An 18,854-nucleotide genomic window follows, 5' to 3' on the forward strand; every position below is an offset into this window, starting at 1 on the left:
CGGCATGCCGACGGTTGCGTTTCATACCTTGGGGTGTAAGGTCAATTTCTACGATACGGAAGCCATTTGGCAGATGTTCAAGGCCGCTGGGTACACGCAGATTCCGTTTGAGGAGCGCGCGGACGTGTACGTGGTAAACACCTGTACGGTGACCAATACGGGAGACCGAAAGTCGCGCCAGATGATACGCCGGGCGGTTCGAACCAATCCAGCGGCGACCGTGGTCGTCACAGGCTGCTACGCGCAAGTGGCGCCGAAGGAAGTTGCGGCCATCGCGGGGGTCGACCTGGTGGTCGGCAACGACCGCAAGTCGCAAATCGTCCGGCTGGTGGAAGAGATCCAGGCCGAACAGCACCCGTACCTGCACCCGCGCGAGCAGGTGGGCAACATCCTGAAGACGCGTGAATTTGAAGAGATGGATGTGCCTTGGTTTGAAGAGCGGACGCGGGCGAATCTGAAAATCCAGGACGGGTGCAACAACTTCTGCACGTTTTGCATCATTCCCTTCGCGCGCGGCTTGATTCGCAGCCGCAAACCGGAGAACATCCTGCTGCAGGCGCGGAAACTGGCGGCGGCCGGGTACCGGGAAATCGTGTTGACCGGAATTCACACGGGCGGTTATGGTGCGGACCTGGACGGGTACCGGCTGGCGCACCTGCTTCGCGATCTGGAAACGGTACCGGACCTCTACCGCGTGCGCATCAGTTCGATTGAAGCCAGCGAAATCGACGACGAACTGATTGAGGTGCTCGGCCGCTCCAGCAAGGTCTGCAAACACCTTCACATTCCGCTCCAAGCGGGCGACAACCAGGTGCTCAAACGCATGAACCGCCACTATACCGTGGAGGAATATGCTGACAAGCTGGTTCGTTTGCGGGCGGCGCTGCCCGAGCTCGCCATTACCAGTGACGTGATTGTCGGCTTCCCAGGGGAGTCGGACGACGCGTTTGACCGGACCGAGGCGTTCATCCGGGCACAGCGGTTCTCGCAGCTGCACGTTTTTCCGTACTCGGCCCGCAAGGGCACCGCGGCGGCCCGCTACACCGATGTTGTCGATGAAGAGGTCAAAGCGGCACGGGTGGAGCGGCTGATTGCGCTCTCCGCAGAACTGACAGAAGCGTACGCGCGCGGGTTTTCGGGGCGCACCCTGGAAGTGATTCCAGAAGAACCGCTGCAGCCGCAGGGAAGCGACCTGCGTCCGGGCAGCGGACCGAATGGAGAAGACGGTTTCTGGCTGGTGGGTCATGCGGACAATTACCTTAAGGTAACGTTTCCTGTGCCTGCCGGTATGCCTGCTGAGGATTTGGTCGGACAAGTGTGCGAAGTCGAGTTGACTCGTCCGGGTGCACAGCTTCAGCATGGAACGTTCGTAAGACAAATCACGTCGGACGATACCCTGCCGGACGATGATGAACCGGCGATGGAGATGAGTGTATGAAGAAGATTGAACGTGCGGCTGGCGGCCTCGTCGTTCGACAGACGACCGCAGGACTCGAAGTTCTGCTGATTGATGACGCCTATGGCCATACCGCATTTCCGAAAGGCCATCTCGAAGCAGGGGAAACCTGGGAGATGGCGGCGGTCCGCGAGATTGAAGAAGAGACGGGTATAGAGGCACGGATTCTGGCGCCCCTGGGCCGTGTTGCCTACGACATCGAGCGGGACGGACAGCCCATCCGCAAGGAGGTGCGGCTGTTCCTGCTGGAGGCGATTGACGAATCGGTTGAGCCGACGCCGCAGCAGGAAGAACTCGCGCGGGCCTATTACCTGCCCTGGCAGGACGCCGGAGCGCGCCACAACGAACGCGGGTACGACAACTGGAAATGGATTTTCGACAAAGCAAAACGGCTGTGGGAGTGGCACGAAGGCCGCTATGAGGAAGCGTGGCGCCAGCTCGATGCCGGGCAGGATACGGATGTGCTCGCGGCGAAGTGGCGCGAAGTTCAACCGTGGCTGCGCCAGCTGATCGCGGCCGTGGAAACGGAACTGCGCTGGACGGCGCCTGACATCGCGTCCGCCTGGCAGAAGGTCGAGCGCCCAGCGGAACCGGCGTTTCCGCTGACCATCGCAGACCCGCAGGCTGCTCTGCTCGGCGCCATTGAGCACACCCTGCTCAAGCCGGAAGCGAGCGTGGTCGACATCGAAAACCTGTGCCAGGAGGCACTGGCCTACAACTTCCGCGCCGTGTGCGTCAACCCGCAGCACATCGCCCTGGTCAGCGCGCGGCTGCAGGGTTCGGACGTCGTTCCCTGCGTGGTGGTCGGATTCCCGTTCGGCACCACCGACCTCGCGGCGCTGCGGGCGGAGACCGAGGCCGTGATTGAAAACGGCGCCCGGGAAGTCGATATGGTGATTCCATTCGGCTCCATGCGGGAAGACGACATCTGGCACACCTACGCGGCCGTTGCGGCCGTGGTGCAGACCGCACAGAAGCACCCGGGTGTGCGCACGAAGGCGATTTTGGAGACGCATTTCCTGACCATCGATCAACTCGTCAAGGCTTCCATCGCGGCGCTCGCGGCCGGGGCCGATTTCATCAAAACCTCGACCGGCTTCGCGCCGTCCGGCGCGCGCGTTGCCGATGTGGCTTGCATGGCAACGCTCGCTGGTGCGAGCCGCGGGGTCAAGGCGTCCGGCGGAATCCGCACCCGAGCGGCTGCGCTGAACTTCCTGCGCTTTGGCGCGACGCGCCTCGGGGCTTCATCCGGCCCGACGCTGGTCCGGAAGTAGCCGTTCCACGAGGCGGGCGAACTGTGCCGCGATGGGCCATGCCAACAAGGTGCAGACGACGTTGAAAATGGTATGCACGTTTGCCACCTGTCGGTTTGCGGGCCCGCCAATCCAGGTCACCAGGTTCGCGAATGCGTCCACAAACGGAAACGCGAGCACTGCGCCTGCCACATTCAGCAGCACGTGGGCGACGGCAACCTGCATTGCAGCGCGGGACTGGCCAATGGCGGCAATCACAGACGTCGCGCACGTGCCCACGTTGGCGCCGAGGATGATACACACGGCGCCTTCGAGTGGAATCAGCCTGTCCATCGCTAGTGCCATGGTGATCACGGTGGTGGCCGTACTCGACTGCAGCATGGCGCTGGCCAAACACCCGGTCAACAGCGCCAGCAGCGGATCGCTTCCGGCAGTCGCCAGCCATTTGGAGAACCACGCCGTGAGCGCCAGCGGGTGCAGTGCAGCCACCAGCACCTCGAGGGCAATCATGATGCCGGCAAAGCCGACAATCGCCAACCCGGCGCAGTGAAGCTTGGCGGAGCGCCTCAGCCAGCCCGTCAGGAGAGCGGCCAGCCCCAGCACAAGGGCGGGGACGGCGAACTGCCACAGGTTGAACGTCAGCAGCTGCGACGTCAGCGTGGTTCCCACATTAGCACCGAGAATGATGCCAATGGTATCTCGAAACGCAAGATTTCCGCCGGCGACGAGGCCGACCGTGATGGCCGTGACGGCCGCGCTGCTCTGAAGCAGCGCGCTGACCAGCGTTCCAGTCAAGAGGCCGCGCGTCGTCGTCCCTGCGCACTGGCGCAAGAGGGCGGGCAGCCGACCTTTGGCGAGTCCTTCCAGCCCCATCCGCATGACGCGGAGCGAAGAGACAAACGCCACAATGGACAGCACGGCGCCTGCAAGACTCCACCCCATGTCCAGCACCTCCATTCATGCTAAGGTATGTCCCAACCGCTGGCGGCATGCCTTGGCGAAACCGCTGTCATGCGGCTTGCAAGGCTTGTCCGGCGGGTTGTTCACGGGACGCGGATGGGCGTGGACGCGTTTGCGGACGAGCGTGGACGGCGTGAAATTGCCGATGTGGCGCGGGTTTTCTGGAAACCAGGAAATGGATCGGGCGTTTGACACTGGTTTTTGTGCTGTACTATAATACGTACGACCGACGATTTGCGTCTGGGTTGGAGGGAGGGAGAGAACAATGTCCGAAATCAAGGTTCGGAAGAACGAATCCCTGGACAGCGCGCTGCGTCGCTTCAAGAAGCAGACCGCCAAAGACGGGGTTTTGGCGGAAATGCGGAAACGGAAGCATTACGAGAAGCCGAGCGTTGCGCGGAAGAAGAAGTCCGAAGCTGCCGCGCGGAAAAAGCGCCGCGCGTTTTAATCATTGAAGGAGGCCGACGCATGGGATTGTCTGAGCAACTGTCGGAAGACATGAAACAGGCGATGAAGGAGAAGGACAAACTTCGCTTGTCTGTCATCCGGATGGTGCGAGCGGCCGTGAAGAACAAGGAGATCGAAACAGGTGCGGCGTTGACCGACGACGAGGTCCTTGGCATCGTGCAGAAAGAGCTCAAACAACGCAGAGACTCCCTCCAAGCGTTTGAGAGTGGCGGACGTGCCGACCTGGTCGACGAGGCGAAAGCAGAAATTGCTGTGCTGGAATCGTACTTGCCTGCCCAGCTGAGCGAGGATGAACTGCGCGACATTGCAGCGCGCATCATCGCCGAAGTGGGTGCGACAGGGAAGCGTGATACCGGCAAAGTGATGTCGAAACTGATGCCGGAAATCCGCGGCAAAGCGGATGGAAAGCTTGCACAGCAGGTCGTGCAGACCCTGCTTCCATAGACTTCGCAAGGAATCAACCGAAACCGCGTAACAAAGGGGCTGTCTGAGGCACAGAGTCGTGTCCTGGCAGCCCCTTTTGTTGTCGTTGTACTAGCTTGCCTGTCCCCGTCATATCCATGGATCCGAGGGGGGACGGTTATGCGGGCATTCGGCAAACGAATCAAGCAGACGGCATCCGAGTTGTTTTCGTTGCCACCGGATACGCTGCTCGACATACCCCGGCTCAGTTGCCTGAACGCGGAAGAAGTCGTGATCGAACACATGGTGGCGTTGGAACACGTATCCGACACCGAACTGGTCGTGAACCTTGGCGAACAGACCGTCCTGATACAAGGCCGTGACTTTGTCGTCACGCTTTTGACCAGCCAGGAGATTCATATGAAAGGGCAAGTCGATTCCATCACCTACCAGCGGCACGGGAGGGCATCACGATGATGGCGCGGCCAGGGCTGTGGTGGTTCGGATCGCTGCATGTTGAACTGCGCGGGCCAGGGGCGTCCGCGGTGATTCGCGAACTGCAGCGGGCCGGCGTGGCGTTGTATGAAGTTCGGGTCGGATCCCGCACATGCAACCTCGTCATCTCCCTGCAGGATTTTCCTGCGCTCTATCGCGTCTGCAGACAAAACGGGGTGAAGCTGCGTTTTCTGGAGAAATCGGGGGCGCCGTTTTTTGCGCGTGCGCTGCTCCGTCGGAAATTCCTGCTGCTCGGACTGGGGCTGTTTGTCGCGCTCGTCTTCCTGTGGTCGTCGATGATTTGGCAAGTCACCGTGTCCGGTGTGGAAGGGGAAGATGTGCAGGCTGTCGTGCAGGCTGCCAGAGACAGTGGCTTGTACGTGGGCGCCTGGAAGCGCAACATCCCCGATGTCAACGCGGTACAGCAAGAGATGCTGGCCAAGCTGCCGGATGCGATTTGGGTTGGCGTACAGATTGAAGGGACCAAGGCACAGGTCAAGGTTGTAGAAAAAATCCCCGGCGTCACCGAGCGTTCGGAGCAGCCGCACAGTATTCTGGTCGCAAAACCCGGCGTAATTCGGCGCGTCATTGCGACGCGCGGGCAGGTGCTGGTTCACCCCGGACAAGCGGTGCAGCCTGGCCAAGTGGCGATTTCCGGCAGTCTTGGCCAAGGTACGCATCAAGTGGCGGCGAGCGGGAAAGTCCTTGCAGAAGTCTGGTACCAGTCCAAGGTGCAAATTCCGCTGCAGATTCAGCAGAACGAACTGACGGGCGAATCGGTCACGCGCACGTACCTCGACATCTTTGGTTTGTCCGTCCGGATTTGGGGCTGGGCAGAGCCGCGGTATCCGTCGGCGGTGGAGCGCGATGAGGTGACGTCCTGGGACATTGGCGACTGGGTCCTGCCCATTCAACTCAAGCGGGTGCAGGTGCAGCAGGCACAGCAGACCGCGTACGTCCGCTCGCTGGACGAAGCCCAGCAGGAGGCCGTTCGCATGGCGGCGCAGGACGTGAGGCGCCAGATGCAGCCCGGGGGGGTGATTCTCGGCCAGCGTGTTTTACAGCGACAAGTCTCGCGTGGTAAGCTATACGCAACGATTCTGACTCGAACGGAGGAAGACATCGGGACGGCTGGGCCCGTCGCGTCTCCTTCCGAACCAGGTGATGATTCGACCTGATGTCCTTCACGGACAACATTGCAAAAGGAGTGGGGCACCGGTTGACAAAGGACGAAGTAGTCCGCAAATGGGCATTTGCGAACAATGATGAAGCCATCGCGGTGCTCGGACCGAATGACGCCTTGCTTGGCTTGCTGGATGACGCGTATGAAGCCAAGGTGACCACCCGCGGGACGGAAGTCAGTTTTACCGGAACCGAATCGGAGACCGACCAGATGTACGCCATTGTCCGGGCAATTACGCAATTGTCCCAACTGGGCGTACATTTGTCTGAGGGCGATTATCGGTATGCGATTGACCTCGCGAAACGAGGGACGCTGGACGAGATGGCGTCCCTGTATGCGGCCGAAGTCGCCACGACCTATAAAGGCAAACCCGTGCGTGTGAAAACGCTGGGCCAGCGGCAGTATGTCGAAGCCATTCGCAAGCATGACATCGTGTTTGGGGTTGGACCGGCAGGAACCGGAAAGACCTACCTCGCCGTCGCGATGGCGGTGATGGCGCTGAAGAAAGGTGAAGTCAAGCGCATTCTCCTCACGCGGCCTGCGGTCGAAGCCGGCGAGAACCTCGGCTTTCTGCCAGGGGACCTGCAGGAGAAGGTCGATCCGTATCTGCGTCCGCTCTATGACGCGTTAAACGACGTGTACGGGTTGGAACAAGTCCAGCGCGCCAGGGAACGCGGGAATATTGAAATTGCGCCGCTCGCCTACATGCGGGGCCGGACGCTGGATGATTCGTTTGTCATTCTCGACGAAGCGCAAAATACAACCCCTGAGCAAATGAAAATGTTTTTGACCCGGCTCGGGTTTGGATCCAAAATGGTGATCACAGGTGACGTTACACAGATCGACTTGCCGACGGGACGGCAGTCGGGGTTGATTGAGGCCACGCGCATTTTGCGCGACATCCCCGAGATTGCGTTCCACTTTTTCACGGAGCAGGATGTCGTACGCCATCACTTGGTCCGCAAGATTATCGAGGCGTACGAAGGGGCCAATCAGCCGCAGGTGTACGTGTAAGCGCCCAAGCGATGCGCACGCGCACACGTTGGCGTGTCGTCGCAGGAATGAGCTGTCTCGGACAGCTTCACAAGGGGATATACAGAGATGTTTTCCAGATGGACACAGTTCTTGCGCCAGTGGATCGACGACCCGCGGTTTCGGGAGAATCAGCGGGTGCGCCTGGGAATTTATATAGGACTTGGCGTCGCGATGTTTCTGCTGCTGCTGGGGAGTGTCCTGCCGCCTCGCTATCAGTTCACGGTCGGGCAAACCAGTCCGGTGACCATTGTCGCGCCCATCACAGCCGTGGACACGGTGGCAACCAAAGAGGCCCAGGAAGCTGCAGCAAACCGCGTCCAGCCCCAGTATACCCAGTCTGCCTCGGTTGAAACGAAGGCACTGCAGACTTTGGATAGTCTTTTTCAAACAGCGTCTCAGCTGGCCGGCGACAAGAACCTGACGTTGTCTGAAAAGCTGGCGACGCTCACCGCGAGCGCACCAAAGGGTGTTTCGTCGAGCACATTGCAGCCTTTGCTGACGATGAGCCCCCAGCAAGTCGAAGTGGTACAGAGCGTGTCTGAGCGGATTGTCCGGGACTTGCTGGGTGCGCCGTTTTACAAGGAATCGCTGCAGGAGGCGCAGCTGCTTGTCGACCAGCAAATCGTCAAGTACGATCTCGGCCGTCAGTCCAGTTTGATTGTCCAGGACCTGGTGGTCAGTGTGCTGCAGCCGAACATGATTTACAACCAGGCGGCGACGGAGGCGGCGAAAAAGGCGGCGGAGCGTTCTGTCGGGGATGTGTACATCCATCAGGGGGATGTCATCGTTCCAAAGAACGGGGTGGTTACGCAAAGCGTGATCGACCGGATGAAGGACGTCGGATTGTACGGCAACCAGCACGACTATGGGATGGTGCTGGGCTTTATGGCGTTTGTCCTCATCTCGATTGGGTCGCTGGCTGCGTATATCGAGCGGCGGCCGCCGCGGCGCCGGCTCGACAACTTGATGCTGCTGGTGACAGCCCTGGTGCTGCTGTTGATGGGCATTATGATCAGCGTCACCAAAGACTTCATGACCGCGGGTGCGCCGACGTCGGCGGCGTACCTCGAACCGGTCGCGGTGGGGTCAATGCTGCTCGCCGTGCTGACGGATTCGTCGCTGGCTGTGGTCGCATCGTTCTTTGTGTCGCTGTGGTTTGGGGCCGCGCTTGGATTTAACTACTGGTACGCGTTCATCGGGTTTTTGAGTGCGCTGGTGGGCGCCTACAGCGTGGCCAAGGTGACGCACCGCGGGACGTTCATGCGCGCCGGCTTTTTGGTGGCGGGTATCAATTTGTTGTCTATCCTTGCCATGCACCTGCTGCAAGCGGATAATAGCGCAGATTTTCGGTCGTTTTCGCTGCACGCGGGGCTCGGGTTGCTCAACGGCGTCCTGTGCGCCGTGTTGACGATGGGCATCCTGCCGTTTTTTGAAAGTGCGTTTGGACTCTTGACGGCGATTCGTCTGCTCGAACTGTCGAATCCGAACAACCCGCTGCTGCGCAAAGTGCTGCTGGAAGCGCCAGGAACGTATCACCACAGCCTGATTGTGGGCAATCTGGCCGAAGCCGCAGCGGAAATCGTCGGGGCCGACCCGCTCATCTGCCGCGTCGGCGCGTACTACCACGACGTTGGCAAGACGCGGCGCCCGTTGTTCTTCGTGGAGAACCAGATGACCAAGGAAAACCCGCACGAGAAAATCGCGCCGAGCTTGAGTCATCTCATCATTACCTCACACGTGTCGGACGGACTGGAAATGCTGCAGAAGGCCGGGCTGCCCAAACCGATTCGCGACATTTGCGCGACGCATCACGGGACGACCATTCTTTGGTATTTTTACAACAAGGCCAAGGAGCAGGATAAGAACGGGGTCGTCAAAATTGATGATTTCCGCTACCCGGGTCCGAAACCGAAAACGCGGGAGTGCGCGATTGTCATGATTTGCGATGCCGTGGAAGCGGCGGTGCGGAGCATGTCCAAGCCGACCCCCAACCGGGTGGAGGGCGTGATCAGAAAAATTATTCGCGACCGCCTGCAGGACGGTCAATTGGACGAGTGTGACTTGACGTTGCAGGACCTTGACGTCATGGTGCCAGCGTTCATGAAGACGTTGAAGGGGATTTATCACGCACGTATCGAATACCCCGATCCGGACAAGATCCGAAAGGAGATTGCGAAGTGAAACCCGATTTGATCGTTGGCGTGGACGTGCGCGTCGAAGACGCGCCGCCTGCGGTGACCGACGAAGCGTTTGTCACGCGCGTTCTGGCGGCGGCCGCGGCACGCATCGAGGTGTCAGGTGAGGTATCTGTGTCCTTTGTGTCAGACGAAGAGATTCACGAACTGAACCGCACCTACCGCAATGTGGACAGGCCTACAGATGTGCTGAGTTTTGCCATGGAAGAAGAAGAATTTGCACCCGGGCTGCGGGTGCTCGGCGATATTGTCGTGAGCCTGCCGACGGCGCGCCGGCAGGCGGAAGCGTACGGGCATGGGCTCGAGCGGGAGGTCGCTTTTCTCTTGGTGCACGGGTTTCTTCATCTCAATGGGTACGATCACGAAACCGAAGCGGACGAAGAGCGGATGTTTGCGTTACAGGAAGAGGTCCTGGCGGACGTCGGGCTGACCCGATGACGGAAGTGGCCCGGTTTTTTCGAGCGTTTCGATACGCCGGGCAAGGGGTATCCAGAACCTTGCGCATGGAACGCAACATGAAAGTGCACTTCGCGGCGGCCCTGTGTGTCATGGTCTTCAACTTGATTGTGCGGCCGGCGCTGTTGTTCGTCATGCTCGACGTACTCGCTTGCACCGTGGTGATTTCGGCAGAGCTTGTCAATACCGCACTGGAAGCGCTCGCCAATCACCTCGCCGCGGGCCGGCAGCTGCGCGCCATCCAGGTGGCGAAGGATGCAGCCGCCGGCAGCGTGCTGCTGCTCGCGGCTGGCGCGCTGGTCGTGGGTGTTTACGTGGGGTGGCAAACATGGCCGTGGCAGTGGCGGTTGTTGACGATGCAGCACGCAGCAGGCATGGTCGTAACACTGTGCGCGTTGGTCCTCCTGTTGTGGGCGGTGGCCGGTGCGATATTTGCAAAAGACTCGATTCGTCAGGAGGCGGTTCAGTAATGGCAAATGGGGGCAAGGCACCTCAGAAAATCAAGTATCGGTCGGGGTTTGCGGCAATCGTTGGGCGCCCGAACGTCGGGAAGTCCACCTTGCTCAACGCCTTGATTGGTCGGAAAGTTGCGATTATGTCGAACCGTCCCCAGACGACGCGAAATCGAATCCACGGGGTCCTGACGACGGACGAGGCGCAGTTGATATTTATCGACACGCCTGGTCTCCACAAGCCGCATCACAAGCTTGGGGAGCTGATGGTGACCGCGGCGGAGAACGCGTTGAAAGAAGTGGACGTGGTGCTGGTGGTGTGCGATGCTACCGAGAACCGCCCCGATTTGGACCGGCCCGTGATTGACCGCCTGCGGGACGTGCAAACCCCCGTCTACCTCGTTATCAACAAGGTCGACGCAGTGCCCAAACCAGAATTGCTTAAGTTCATTGACACGTACCGCACGCTCTACCCATTCCAGGAGATTGTCCCCGTGAGTGCGCGCAAGGGTACGCAGCTGGAGGCGTTGAAGCAGCTGATTCTCGAACAGATGCCCGAAGGGCCCAAGTATTACCCGGACGACATGGTGACCGACCATCCGGAGCAGTTCATCATCGCGGAAGTCATTCGGGAGAAGGTGCTGCACCTGACGCGGGAAGAAGTGCCGCACTCGGTGATGGTGGAGATTGAGCAGCTGGAACGCCGCGATCCCGGCGGGATTTTGTACGTCGGCGCCGTGATCTACACAGAGCGCAACAGCCAGAAGGGGATTTTGATTGGCAAGCGCGGCGCCATGCTGAAGCAGGTCGGACAGTTGGCCCGTCAGGAGCTGGAGGCGCTGCTCGGCTCAAAAATTTACATGGAGTTGTGGGTGAAGGTGAAAAAGGACTGGCGCAATGAACCGGGTTGGCTGAGACGCTTCGGCTTTGAAGAGCGCGACTAGGCACAAGGCTGGTAAACGATGCATAGTATAAGCCGATATGGCGGCGGCAACCTAATCGTGAGGCACCTCAATCGCGCAGCTAAAGGGAACTCTCAAGAGGAGGTTGATTTGGTTGCGGGACTTTTCTTGGAGATACTTCACGTTGACCGGTGACATTGGCGCTTACTTGTTGTATAAAAAGCATGAACAGGTCGCTCGGGCTCTGAAGGGAGCCGTTCGCAAGGGGTCATAGCCGGCGGCTGATGGAGCGCCGTACACCGAAGAAGGTGTCCACAAACTCGAAGACGGAGACGAAGCGAACTTGATTTATAACACAGAAGCGGTCGTCATTCGGTCGATCGCGTACGGCGAAACGCATGCGATTGTCACCTTGCTGACACCAAACGGAACAGTGGCTGCGATGGCGCGGGGTGCCAAAAAGCCGCAAAGCCGTCTGGCAGCTGGTGTCCAACTGTTTGTGAAGGGAATGTATACGCTGTATCAGAACCGCGGGATGGGCAGTCTCAACCAGGTCGAAATCCTGGATGCCAGGCGGCCCTTGCGCGAAAATCTTGACCTGGCGGCTTATGCCGCCTATTTTTGTGAACTGGTGCACGCGGTCGCGGAAGAACGCCCGCATGGTTCGCATGCGGTGTACACGCAGTTCGAGGGTGCACTTCAGCGGCTGCTGGCCGAGCCGGCCATGGCCGGCGTATTTGCGCGGGTGTGGGAGGCCAAGGTGCTGCGGATGAGTGGTGCCAGTCCAGATTGGACACGCTGTGTGCGATGCACCCAGCCCCTGGAAGGGACCGTCGGCTACAGCAGCACGGAGGGCGGGTTTCTCTGTCAGCGCTGCCAAGCGGCAGATGAGGCCGTTGGTGTGCGAAGCCGGCTCATTCCAGCAAGTCCGGCGCTGCCCCGCGCGCTGGAGAGCTTCAGCCGGGTCCCGTGGGAGCGGCTCGGTCAGATTCGGCTGTCGGAAGCAAGCCGGCGCACGCTGAATGAAATTCTGCGCGCTCAGCTGCTGGACTTTGCGGGATTATCCCTCAAGTCTCGTACGATTCTCGAAAGCATCACCAACGAATAACGGAACATCGTTCACGACAAAACAGGTGAAAACACCGTTTGAATGCTATATACTATTTATGAAAACCAGCTATATAGTATGGCACATTTCGGGCGGTGAAGAAAATCGAACTGTCGAAGCGCCAAGAAACCATTCTCGAGATTGTTAAACGAAAGGGCCCTATTACAGGCGAACAGATTGCGGAACAGTTGTCGCTGACGCGGGCCACGCTGCGGCCCGACCTGGCGATTCTGACCATGGCCGGGTTTCTCGATGCACGGCCGCGCGTCGGCTACTTTTACAGCGGCAAGAAGAACGCCGACTTGTTCGGGGAAAGCCTGCGCAAACTGCGGGTCCGCGATTATAAATCGGTTCCGACGGTGATTGAGGAAACCAGCTCCGCGTACGACGCCGTCGTGACGCTCTTTACGGAAGACGTCGGCACGTTGATTGTGGTGCGCAGCGGGCAGCTGGTCGGTGTCGTCTCGCGAAAGGATTTATTGAAGGTGGCCATCGGCGGGAACGACATTCACAAGGTTCCGGTCAGTCTCGTCATGACGCGAACCCCGAACGTCGTCACTGTGGATGTGGATGCTTCGCTGTACGATGCGGCCGTGCTGATGATGCGGCACGAGGTGGACTCGCTGCCGGTCGTGCGAGACAGCGGAAACGAGGTGGTGGGACGGGTGTCGAAAACGACCATCACCCGCGCATTTGTGGAACTTGGCCAATACCGGGACGTATGACGGGACCATGCCGGAGGGGGACGAAGGGACTGTGACCATGCCGATTGTGTACATCGTATCAGATTCTGTTGGAGAGACGGCCGAATTTGTGGCCCGCGCTGCCGCCAGTCAGTTTGACGGCGGCCAGGTCGACCTGCGGCGCGTTTCGCATGTCCATGAGACGTCTGTCATTGATGAGACGGTACAAAGCGCCAAGGAAGAGGGTGCGCTCATCGCGTTCACCCTGGTGCTGCCAGAACTGCGGGCGTACCTGACGGCGGCAGCCGGCGAAGCCGGGGTTCGCACCGTAGACATCATGGGTCCGATGATTGACGCACTCGAGGACTTGATCGGGCAGCCCCCACATGGGAAACCAGGCCTGGTTCACCAGTTGGACGAAGAGTATTTTCGCCGGGTGGAAGCCATTGAGTTCGCTGTCAAGTACGACGACGGTCGTGATCCGCGGGGATTGACCCGAGCCGACATCATCTTGGTCGGCGTCTCCCGCACGTCGAAAACCCCGCTCAGCATGTACCTGGCGCACCGGCGGATGCGCGTCGCCAACGTGCCGCTCGTGCCGGAGGTTCAGCCCCCGGATGAGTTGTTCCAATTGAAAGACAAGCGAAAAATTGTCGGCCTGACCATTCGCCCGGAGAAGCTGAACTTGATTCGACAGGAGCGCTTAAAAGCGTTGGGCCTCACCCCGCAGGCGAGTTACGCGAGCTACGAACGAATCTCTTCCGAGCTGGAGTATGCAGAGGAAATCATGCGCCGGCTGAATTGTCCCGTGATTGATGTGAGCGACCGAGCGGTGGAGGAAACCGCCGGGATCATCCTGGAGATTGTGGCGCGAAAGGGGCGGCAGGCATGAGTCAGTGGGTATATCCGTTTGAGACGGGCCGGGCGGCAGACAAGATGCTGCTGGGCGGCAAGGGTGCCAACCTGGCGGAGATGACGCGGGCGGGACTGCCTGTGCCGCCGGGCTTCACCATTGGCACGCCGGCCTGCCACGCGTTTTACGAACAAGGCGGTGCGCTCAGTGCAGAGATGTGGTCGGAAATCGAGACAGCGGTCCACCATCTGGAGGAAGCTGCCGGAAAGCAATTTGGGGGCGCAGACAATCCGCTGCTCGTGTCGGTTCGCTCCGGCGCGCCAATTTCCATGCCCGGGATGATGGATACCGTGCTGAACCTGGGGTTGAATGACGAGACGGTTCAAGGCCTGGCAAGACGCACGCAGAACGAGCGGTTTGCTTACGACTGTTACCGCCGGTTCATTCAGATGTTCGGCGACGTGGTGCTTGGTTTGCCGCACTACCAGTTTGAGCAGGTGCTGGATGACGTGAAGGACTCCGTTGGGGTCAAGGATGACCAGCAGATGCGGGCCGAAGACTGGCAAAAGCTCATCGCGCGCTTTCGGAAGCTGGTCGAGCGGGAGACGGGGCGGCCCTTTCCGCAAAACCCGTATGAGCAGCTGCGCATGGCGATTGAGGCGGTTTTCCGGTCCTGGAACAATCAGCGCGCCATCGTCTACCGCAAAATTCATAAAATCTCAGATGAACTGGGCACAGCAGTGAACGTGCAGAGCATGGTGTTCGGCAATATGGGCGAGGACTCGGGCACCGGGGTGGCGTTCACACGCAACCCGTCGACCGGCGAGCCCGGTGTGTTCGGCGAGTACCTGACCAACGCACAAGGCGAAGATGTCGTGGCGGGCATTCGGACGCCCAAGCCCATCGCCCAGCTCGCCGACGAGATGCCTGCGATTTACAACCAGTTCCTGCAAGTCTGCGACCAGCTGGAACGTCACTACAAGGACGTACAGGACATCGAGTTTACCGTCGAACAAGGGCGCCTCTACCTGCTGCAGACGCGCAGCGCCAAACGCACCGCGGAGGCGGCCGTGCGGATTGCCGTCGCGCTGGTGAACGAGGGGTTGATTGACCAGAAAACGGCGTTGACCCGTGTCGATCCCGACCAGATTGACCAGCTCCTGCACCCGCGCATTGACCCAGACCACGAGGTTGACGTGCTGGCGACCGGTTTGCCGGCGTCTCCTGGGGCGGCGTCTGGGAAAATCGTACTCAGCGCGGACGACGCAGAGGCACGGGCCAAGGCGGGCGAAAAGGTGCTGCTGGTGCGAACGGAAACGACGCCGGAGGACATTCACGGCATTCTGGCAGCCGAAGGGATTTTGACCAGCCGCGGCGGCATGACCAGTCACGCGGCGGTCGTCGCCCGCGGGATGGGCAAGCCGTGTGTGTGCGGCTGCGACGCGCTGCAAATCAACATGCGGACCAAGACGGTTCAAATCGGATCGCATACGTTTCGGGAAGGCGACGTGATTTCCATCGACGGTGCTACCGGGCGCGTGCTGCGCGGCGAGGTGGCGCATGTCCGCCCGGAGCTGTCGGAGGACTTCCGAACGCTGCTCGGCTGGGCGGACGAAGTGCGCAGGCTCGAGGTGCGGGCGAACGCCGACAACCCGGAAGACGCCGAAAAAGCCCGTGCGTTCGGTGCACAGGGCATCGGGTTGTGCCGCACAGAGCATATGTTCATGGCACCTGAGCGTGTTCCGGTGGTGCAGTCGATGATTCTGGCGAAGACGCTGGAGGAGCGAAACGCGGCGCTGGCGCGGCTGCTGCCGATGCAGCAAGGCGACTTTTATGGAATTTTGAAGGCCATGGACGGGCTGCCCGTGACCATTCGTCTGCTCGATCCGCCGCTTCATGAGTTTTTGCCGAACCTCGAGCAACTCGTCGCGCACCAGGCGGCTTTGCAGACCAAGCTTCAGTATGTGTCCGGGCTTGAGGCCGAGCAAACCCAGCAGGAGCTGGAAGACGTCAGCGCCCTGCTGGGTCAAGTGCGGCAGCTGCACGAGTTGAACCCGATGCTGGGACACCGCGGGTGTCGCTTAGGGGTGACGTTCCCGGAAGTTTATGAAATGCAGGCCAGGGCCATTTTTCAGGCGGCCGTTCAGCTGCTTCGGGAGGGCCATCAGCCGCGGCCGGAGGTGATGATTCCGCTTGTGGGGCATCGGGAGGAACTGCGGCGCATGAAGGAACTTGTGCAGCGCGTGGCGGCAGCTGTCGCGGAGGAGACCGGGGTAACCGTTCCGTGCATCGTGGGCACGATGATTGAAGTGCCGCGGGCAGCTGTGACAGCGGATGAAATTGCGCAGGAAGCCGAATTTTTCTCGTTTGGCACAAATGATTTGACACAGACCACCTTCGGGTTCAGCCGCGATGACGCGGAAGGGAAGTTCTTGCACCACTACACGGCGGAAAAGATTTTACCGGAGAATCCGTTTGCGGTTCTGGATGAGTCCGGTGTTGGAAAGCTGATTCATCTGGCTGCCGAACTGGGGCGGGGCGTCAATCCGGCGCTGAAGCTGGGCATCTGTGGGGAGCACGGCGGGGAGAAAAATTCCATTCGCTTTTGCCACGAGCAAGGCCTTCATTATGTCAGCTGCTCGCCGTTCCGGGTCCCCTTGGCCCGGCTGGCGGCTGCGCAGGCTGCCGTTGCGGGCTAGGACCCCTCGGCCCTCGTACACATAAGTACGAGGGCCGTGCCATATGAATGGAATGCGGGGACATTGGCTCGGGCGGAAGCGGGAAGCGTTACGGCGTGCATGCTGTGGGCATGCGGATTCTGAAACCCCTTCAAAATTGTAAGGATAATTTTGTATGACCCCGTCGATACTAGGGACTGACAAGAAGGTTGCCTGATTCGGCAGGTACCGTCCTGAGGAATGTCCGGTTTCCCGCGCCGTGCTTGGCACAGGTGCGGGCTTTCGTCACGAAGATGTCGCTTCTTGACGAACGACCTCTACGCATTTTCATGTCAAAGGAGGAAAACGGACGCACATTGTAGAATAAAACATACAGTGTTCAACGAACGATGAACCAGTTGTCCATCCATCACTGAAGTCCCAAGTGGGTGGAAGAGGGTGGTTGTTTGGCGAGAATTGACGATTCGTTCGTTGAAGAGGTCCGTCGACGTACGGACATTGTGGACGTAATATCGGAATACGTCCAGCTCCGGCGCAGTGGGCGGTCTTTCATTGGGCTGTGTCCGTTCCATAATGAACGCACACCTTCTTTTTCTGTCTCTGCAGACCGACAGATGTACTACTGTTTCGGCTGTGGCGCAGGGGGCACAGTCATCCGCTTTTTAATGGACATTGAAGGCCTGGCGTTTCAGGATGCCATCGTTCGTCTAGCGGAACGGGCGAACCTGTCAGTGCCGTTTACTGTGCCCGAACAGGAATCCAAGGGTTCCTCGCGTATCCAACGCATGAAGGAAGCACACGAGCTGGCGTCAAAATTGTTTAACTATATTCTAATGAATACCGATGCCGGTGTGCAAGCCCTGTCTTATGTAAAACGCCGAGGATTTTCCGGGCAGACCATTGTCGACTTTCGACTGGGTTACGCGCCCGACCATCCAACGACCTTGGTGTCATTCCTGTCGCGGCGCGGCTTTGAACCAACCTTGTTGGTCGAAGCGGGTTTGGCAGTTCAGATTGGCGACAAGGTGGTCGATCGATTTCGCGATCGCGTGATCATCCCCATCTTTGATGCGCAAGGAGCGGTGATTGCCTTTGGTGGTCGTGTGTTGCAGCCGGATAAGAAGCCCAAGTACCTGAATTCGCCGGAAACCCCGTTGTTCAAAAAGGGGCAGGTGTTGTTTCAGTACCACCGCGCCCGGCGGGAAATTCGCAAGTCGCAGACAGCCGTCCTGCTGGAGGGGTACATGGATGTCATGTCTGCCTGGCAGGCTGGTTTGCACAACTGTGTCGCCAGTCTGGGAACGTCCTTTTCGGAAGAACATGCGCTGCTGTTAAAGCGCAGTGCAGAGCGTCTTGTCATTGCGTACGACGGGGATGATGCCGGCAGGAAAGCAGCTCGCCGCGCGCTCGAAGTTGCTGAACCCGTCGGGTTGGATGTACGGGTTTTGTTATTTCCAGCGGGCGTCGACCCAGACGAGTTTGTTCAGGCGCACGGGGCGGAAGCGTTTGTCCGATACGTCGAGGCGGGGGCCCGGTCGCCGGTCGAATTCCTCATTGAGGAAGCCCGCGCGCGTGCGAATTTATCAACGTCGGTTGGACGAACCGACTTCATTCGGGAAGCCTTGCATATCCTGGCATCACGGGGCACACCGATTGAGCAGGAAGCAGCGGTCAAACGTCTGGCGAATGAGTTTGAGGTTTCCGTGTCAACCCTGATGGAAGAATTGGCGCTGATTTCAAAGCAGGTGAGCAAAGAGCGCCGCGTGAAGCGGCGGTCGGAACCCTTGCCGCGAACGCCGGTTCGTGTGGTCAACGGAGCCGTTCGGGCTGGCGAACGAATCCTGCAAGGGCTGTTTACGGACCCGCAAGCGTTTCATACCTTGATGGAACGTGGCGTGGATGAACTCGCCACGGAAGAACAAACGGCGTTGTTGGCCTTGTTTTACAGTTTTCGTGCCGAACATCCCGATGGGGATGCGGCGGCGTTCATTGATCAACTGGATGATCCGCAGCTGCGAGGGTATGCATCCTCGTTGTTGATAGATGCAATGCCTGAATTTCATGCCGACGTTCTCGAAGATTACCTTCGGACGATTCGGCTGCATCAATTGCAGGCGCAGTTATTGATGTATGCCAAACAGAGCGATGAGGCAAGACGACAGGGTGATGAATCGACTGCGGAAGCTCTGGGGGCGCAAGTCGAAGCGTGCAAGTCTGCCATTGCGCAGTTGAAATCACCTCACAGCGTGTAAGTGGGGTAAAGGAGGCGGGGGAC

The 18,854-nt window shown here is 59.5% G+C and carries 17 protein-coding genes and 1 pseudogene; 17 read left to right on the top strand and 1 reads right to left on the bottom strand.

Annotated features, from left to right (window positions below):
- Nucleotides 1-4 precede the first annotated feature (4 nt).
- Nucleotides 5-1,438: a tRNA (N(6)-L-threonylcarbamoyladenosine(37)-C(2))-methylthiotransferase MtaB gene (gene mtaB / locus JI721_RS13805; protein WP_274455447.1), complete on the top strand. Its 1,434-nt coding sequence runs from the start codon at nt 5-7 to the stop codon at nt 1,436-1,438.
- Nucleotides 1,435-2,730 carry a deoxyribose-phosphate aldolase gene (gene deoC, locus JI721_RS13810; RefSeq protein WP_274455448.1) on the top strand — a complete coding sequence of 432 codons (1,296 nt, stop codon included), beginning with the start codon at nt 1,435-1,437 and terminating at the stop codon, nt 2,728-2,730. The genes mtaB and deoC overlap by 4 nt, the downstream gene beginning before the upstream one ends.
- On the opposite strand, the gene JI721_RS13815 is transcribed toward deoC, so the two are convergent.
- Nucleotides 2,701-3,651, bottom strand: a complete 951-nt coding sequence (locus JI721_RS13815) for a Na/Pi cotransporter family protein (RefSeq protein ID WP_274455449.1) — start codon at nt 3,649-3,651, stop codon at nt 2,701-2,703. The two genes, deoC and JI721_RS13815, sit on opposite strands and share 30 nt — an antisense overlap.
- 283 nt (nt 3,652-3,934) lie before the next feature.
- Between JI721_RS13815 and rpsU the strand changes: the two genes are divergently transcribed.
- From rpsU to dnaG, 15 genes and pseudogenes are all read left to right on the top strand, one after another.
- Complete coding sequence (rpsU, locus tag JI721_RS13820) at nt 3,935-4,117, top strand: 30S ribosomal protein S21 (RefSeq protein WP_274455450.1); 183 nt, start codon at nt 3,935-3,937, stop codon at nt 4,115-4,117.
- 20 nt (nt 4,118-4,137) lie between these two features.
- Nucleotides 4,138-4,581 (top strand): GatB/YqeY domain-containing protein, encoded by a 444-nt coding sequence (locus JI721_RS13825; protein ID WP_274455451.1) that lies wholly within the window; start codon nt 4,138-4,140, stop codon nt 4,579-4,581.
- 138 nt (nt 4,582-4,719) lie between these two features.
- A complete protein-coding gene (locus JI721_RS13830) occupies nt 4,720-5,016 on the top strand; it encodes a YabP/YqfC family sporulation protein (RefSeq protein WP_274455452.1) in 297 nt (98 codons plus the stop codon).
- Nucleotides 5,013-6,212: a sporulation protein YqfD gene (gene yqfD, locus JI721_RS13835; RefSeq protein ID WP_274455453.1), complete on the top strand. Its 1,200-nt coding sequence runs from the start codon at nt 5,013-5,015 to the stop codon at nt 6,210-6,212. Before JI721_RS13830 ends, yqfD begins: the two co-directional genes overlap by 4 nt.
- Nucleotides 6,213-6,253: 41 nt before the next feature.
- Entirely contained in the window at nt 6,254-7,231 is a 978-nt protein-coding gene (locus JI721_RS13840; RefSeq protein WP_274455454.1) for a PhoH family protein, read from the top strand.
- A gap of 87 nt (nt 7,232-7,318) precedes the next feature.
- A complete protein-coding gene (locus JI721_RS13845; RefSeq protein ID WP_274455455.1) occupies nt 7,319-9,433 on the top strand; it encodes an HD family phosphohydrolase in 2,115 nt (704 codons plus the stop codon).
- Nucleotides 9,434-9,459: 26 nt separating this feature from the next.
- Entirely contained in the window at nt 9,460-9,885 is a 426-nt protein-coding gene (gene ybeY, locus JI721_RS13850; protein ID WP_407654114.1) for an rRNA maturation RNase YbeY, read from the top strand.
- 65 nt (nt 9,886-9,950) lie between these two features.
- Nucleotides 9,951-10,373, top strand: coding sequence for a diacylglycerol kinase family protein (locus JI721_RS13855; protein ID WP_274457872.1), 423 nt, complete (start codon nt 9,951-9,953; stop codon nt 10,371-10,373).
- Complete coding sequence (gene era / locus JI721_RS13860; protein WP_274455456.1) at nt 10,373-11,299, top strand: GTPase Era; 927 nt, start codon at nt 10,373-10,375, stop codon at nt 11,297-11,299. Before JI721_RS13855 ends, era begins: the two co-directional genes overlap by 1 nt.
- A gap of 112 nt (nt 11,300-11,411) precedes the next feature.
- Nucleotides 11,412-11,483: pseudogene (locus JI721_RS17320) on the top strand (YqzL family protein); the annotation flags it as partial.
- 117 nt (nt 11,484-11,600) lie between these two features.
- Nucleotides 11,601-12,365, top strand: a complete 765-nt coding sequence (recO, locus tag JI721_RS13870; protein WP_274455458.1) for a DNA repair protein RecO — start codon at nt 11,601-11,603, stop codon at nt 12,363-12,365.
- 95 nt (nt 12,366-12,460) lie between these two features.
- The gene (gene ccpN / locus JI721_RS13875; RefSeq protein WP_274455459.1) at nt 12,461-13,090 is read left to right on the top strand and encodes a transcriptional regulator CcpN; all 630 of its coding nucleotides are present in this window, start codon (nt 12,461-12,463) and stop codon (nt 13,088-13,090) included.
- A gap of 37 nt (nt 13,091-13,127) precedes the next feature.
- Nucleotides 13,128-13,940: a pyruvate, water dikinase regulatory protein gene (locus tag JI721_RS13880; protein ID WP_274457873.1), complete on the top strand. Its 813-nt coding sequence runs from the start codon at nt 13,128-13,130 to the stop codon at nt 13,938-13,940.
- Nucleotides 13,937-16,600: a pyruvate, phosphate dikinase gene (ppdK, locus tag JI721_RS13885; RefSeq protein ID WP_274455460.1), complete on the top strand. Its 2,664-nt coding sequence runs from the start codon at nt 13,937-13,939 to the stop codon at nt 16,598-16,600. The genes JI721_RS13880 and ppdK overlap by 4 nt, the downstream gene beginning before the upstream one ends.
- A 425-nt stretch (nt 16,601-17,025) precedes the next feature.
- Nucleotides 17,026-18,831, top strand: a complete 1,806-nt coding sequence (gene dnaG / locus JI721_RS13890; RefSeq protein WP_274455461.1) for a DNA primase — start codon at nt 17,026-17,028, stop codon at nt 18,829-18,831.
- Nucleotides 18,832-18,854 lie beyond the last annotated feature (23 nt).

It is taken from the genome of Alicyclobacillus cycloheptanicus, assembly GCF_028751525.1.
In the GTDB taxonomy this organism is placed as follows: Bacteria; Bacillota; Bacilli; order Alicyclobacillales; family Alicyclobacillaceae; genus Alicyclobacillus_L; species Alicyclobacillus_L cycloheptanicus.

What these genes read in the sequence shown, in the direction of transcription:
- mtaB (WP_274455447.1), top strand. Translation starts at nt 5, where the DNA reads ATGCCGACGGTTGCGTTTCATACCTTGGGGTGTAAGGTCAATTTCTAC.
- deoC (WP_274455448.1), top strand. Translation starts at nt 1,435, where the DNA reads ATGAAGAAGATTGAACGTGCGGCTGGCGGCCTCGTCGTTCGACAGACG.
- JI721_RS13815 (WP_274455449.1), bottom strand. Translation starts at nt 3,651, where the DNA reads ATGGGGTGGAGTCTTGCAGGCGCCGTGCTGTCCATTGTGGCGTTTGTC.
- rpsU (WP_274455450.1), top strand. Translation starts at nt 3,935, where the DNA reads ATGTCCGAAATCAAGGTTCGGAAGAACGAATCCCTGGACAGCGCGCTG.
- JI721_RS13825 (WP_274455451.1), top strand. Translation starts at nt 4,138, where the DNA reads ATGGGATTGTCTGAGCAACTGTCGGAAGACATGAAACAGGCGATGAAG.
- JI721_RS13830 (WP_274455452.1), top strand. Translation starts at nt 4,720, where the DNA reads ATGCGGGCATTCGGCAAACGAATCAAGCAGACGGCATCCGAGTTGTTT.
- yqfD (WP_274455453.1), top strand. Translation starts at nt 5,013, where the DNA reads ATGATGGCGCGGCCAGGGCTGTGGTGGTTCGGATCGCTGCATGTTGAA.
- JI721_RS13845 (WP_274455455.1), top strand. Translation starts at nt 7,319, where the DNA reads ATGTTTTCCAGATGGACACAGTTCTTGCGCCAGTGGATCGACGACCCG.
- JI721_RS13855 (WP_274457872.1), top strand. Translation starts at nt 9,951, where the DNA reads ATGGAACGCAACATGAAAGTGCACTTCGCGGCGGCCCTGTGTGTCATG.
- era (WP_274455456.1), top strand. Translation starts at nt 10,373, where the DNA reads ATGGCAAATGGGGGCAAGGCACCTCAGAAAATCAAGTATCGGTCGGGG.
- JI721_RS13880 (WP_274457873.1), top strand. Translation starts at nt 13,128, where the DNA reads ATGCCGATTGTGTACATCGTATCAGATTCTGTTGGAGAGACGGCCGAA.
- ppdK (WP_274455460.1), top strand. Translation starts at nt 13,937, where the DNA reads ATGAGTCAGTGGGTATATCCGTTTGAGACGGGCCGGGCGGCAGACAAG.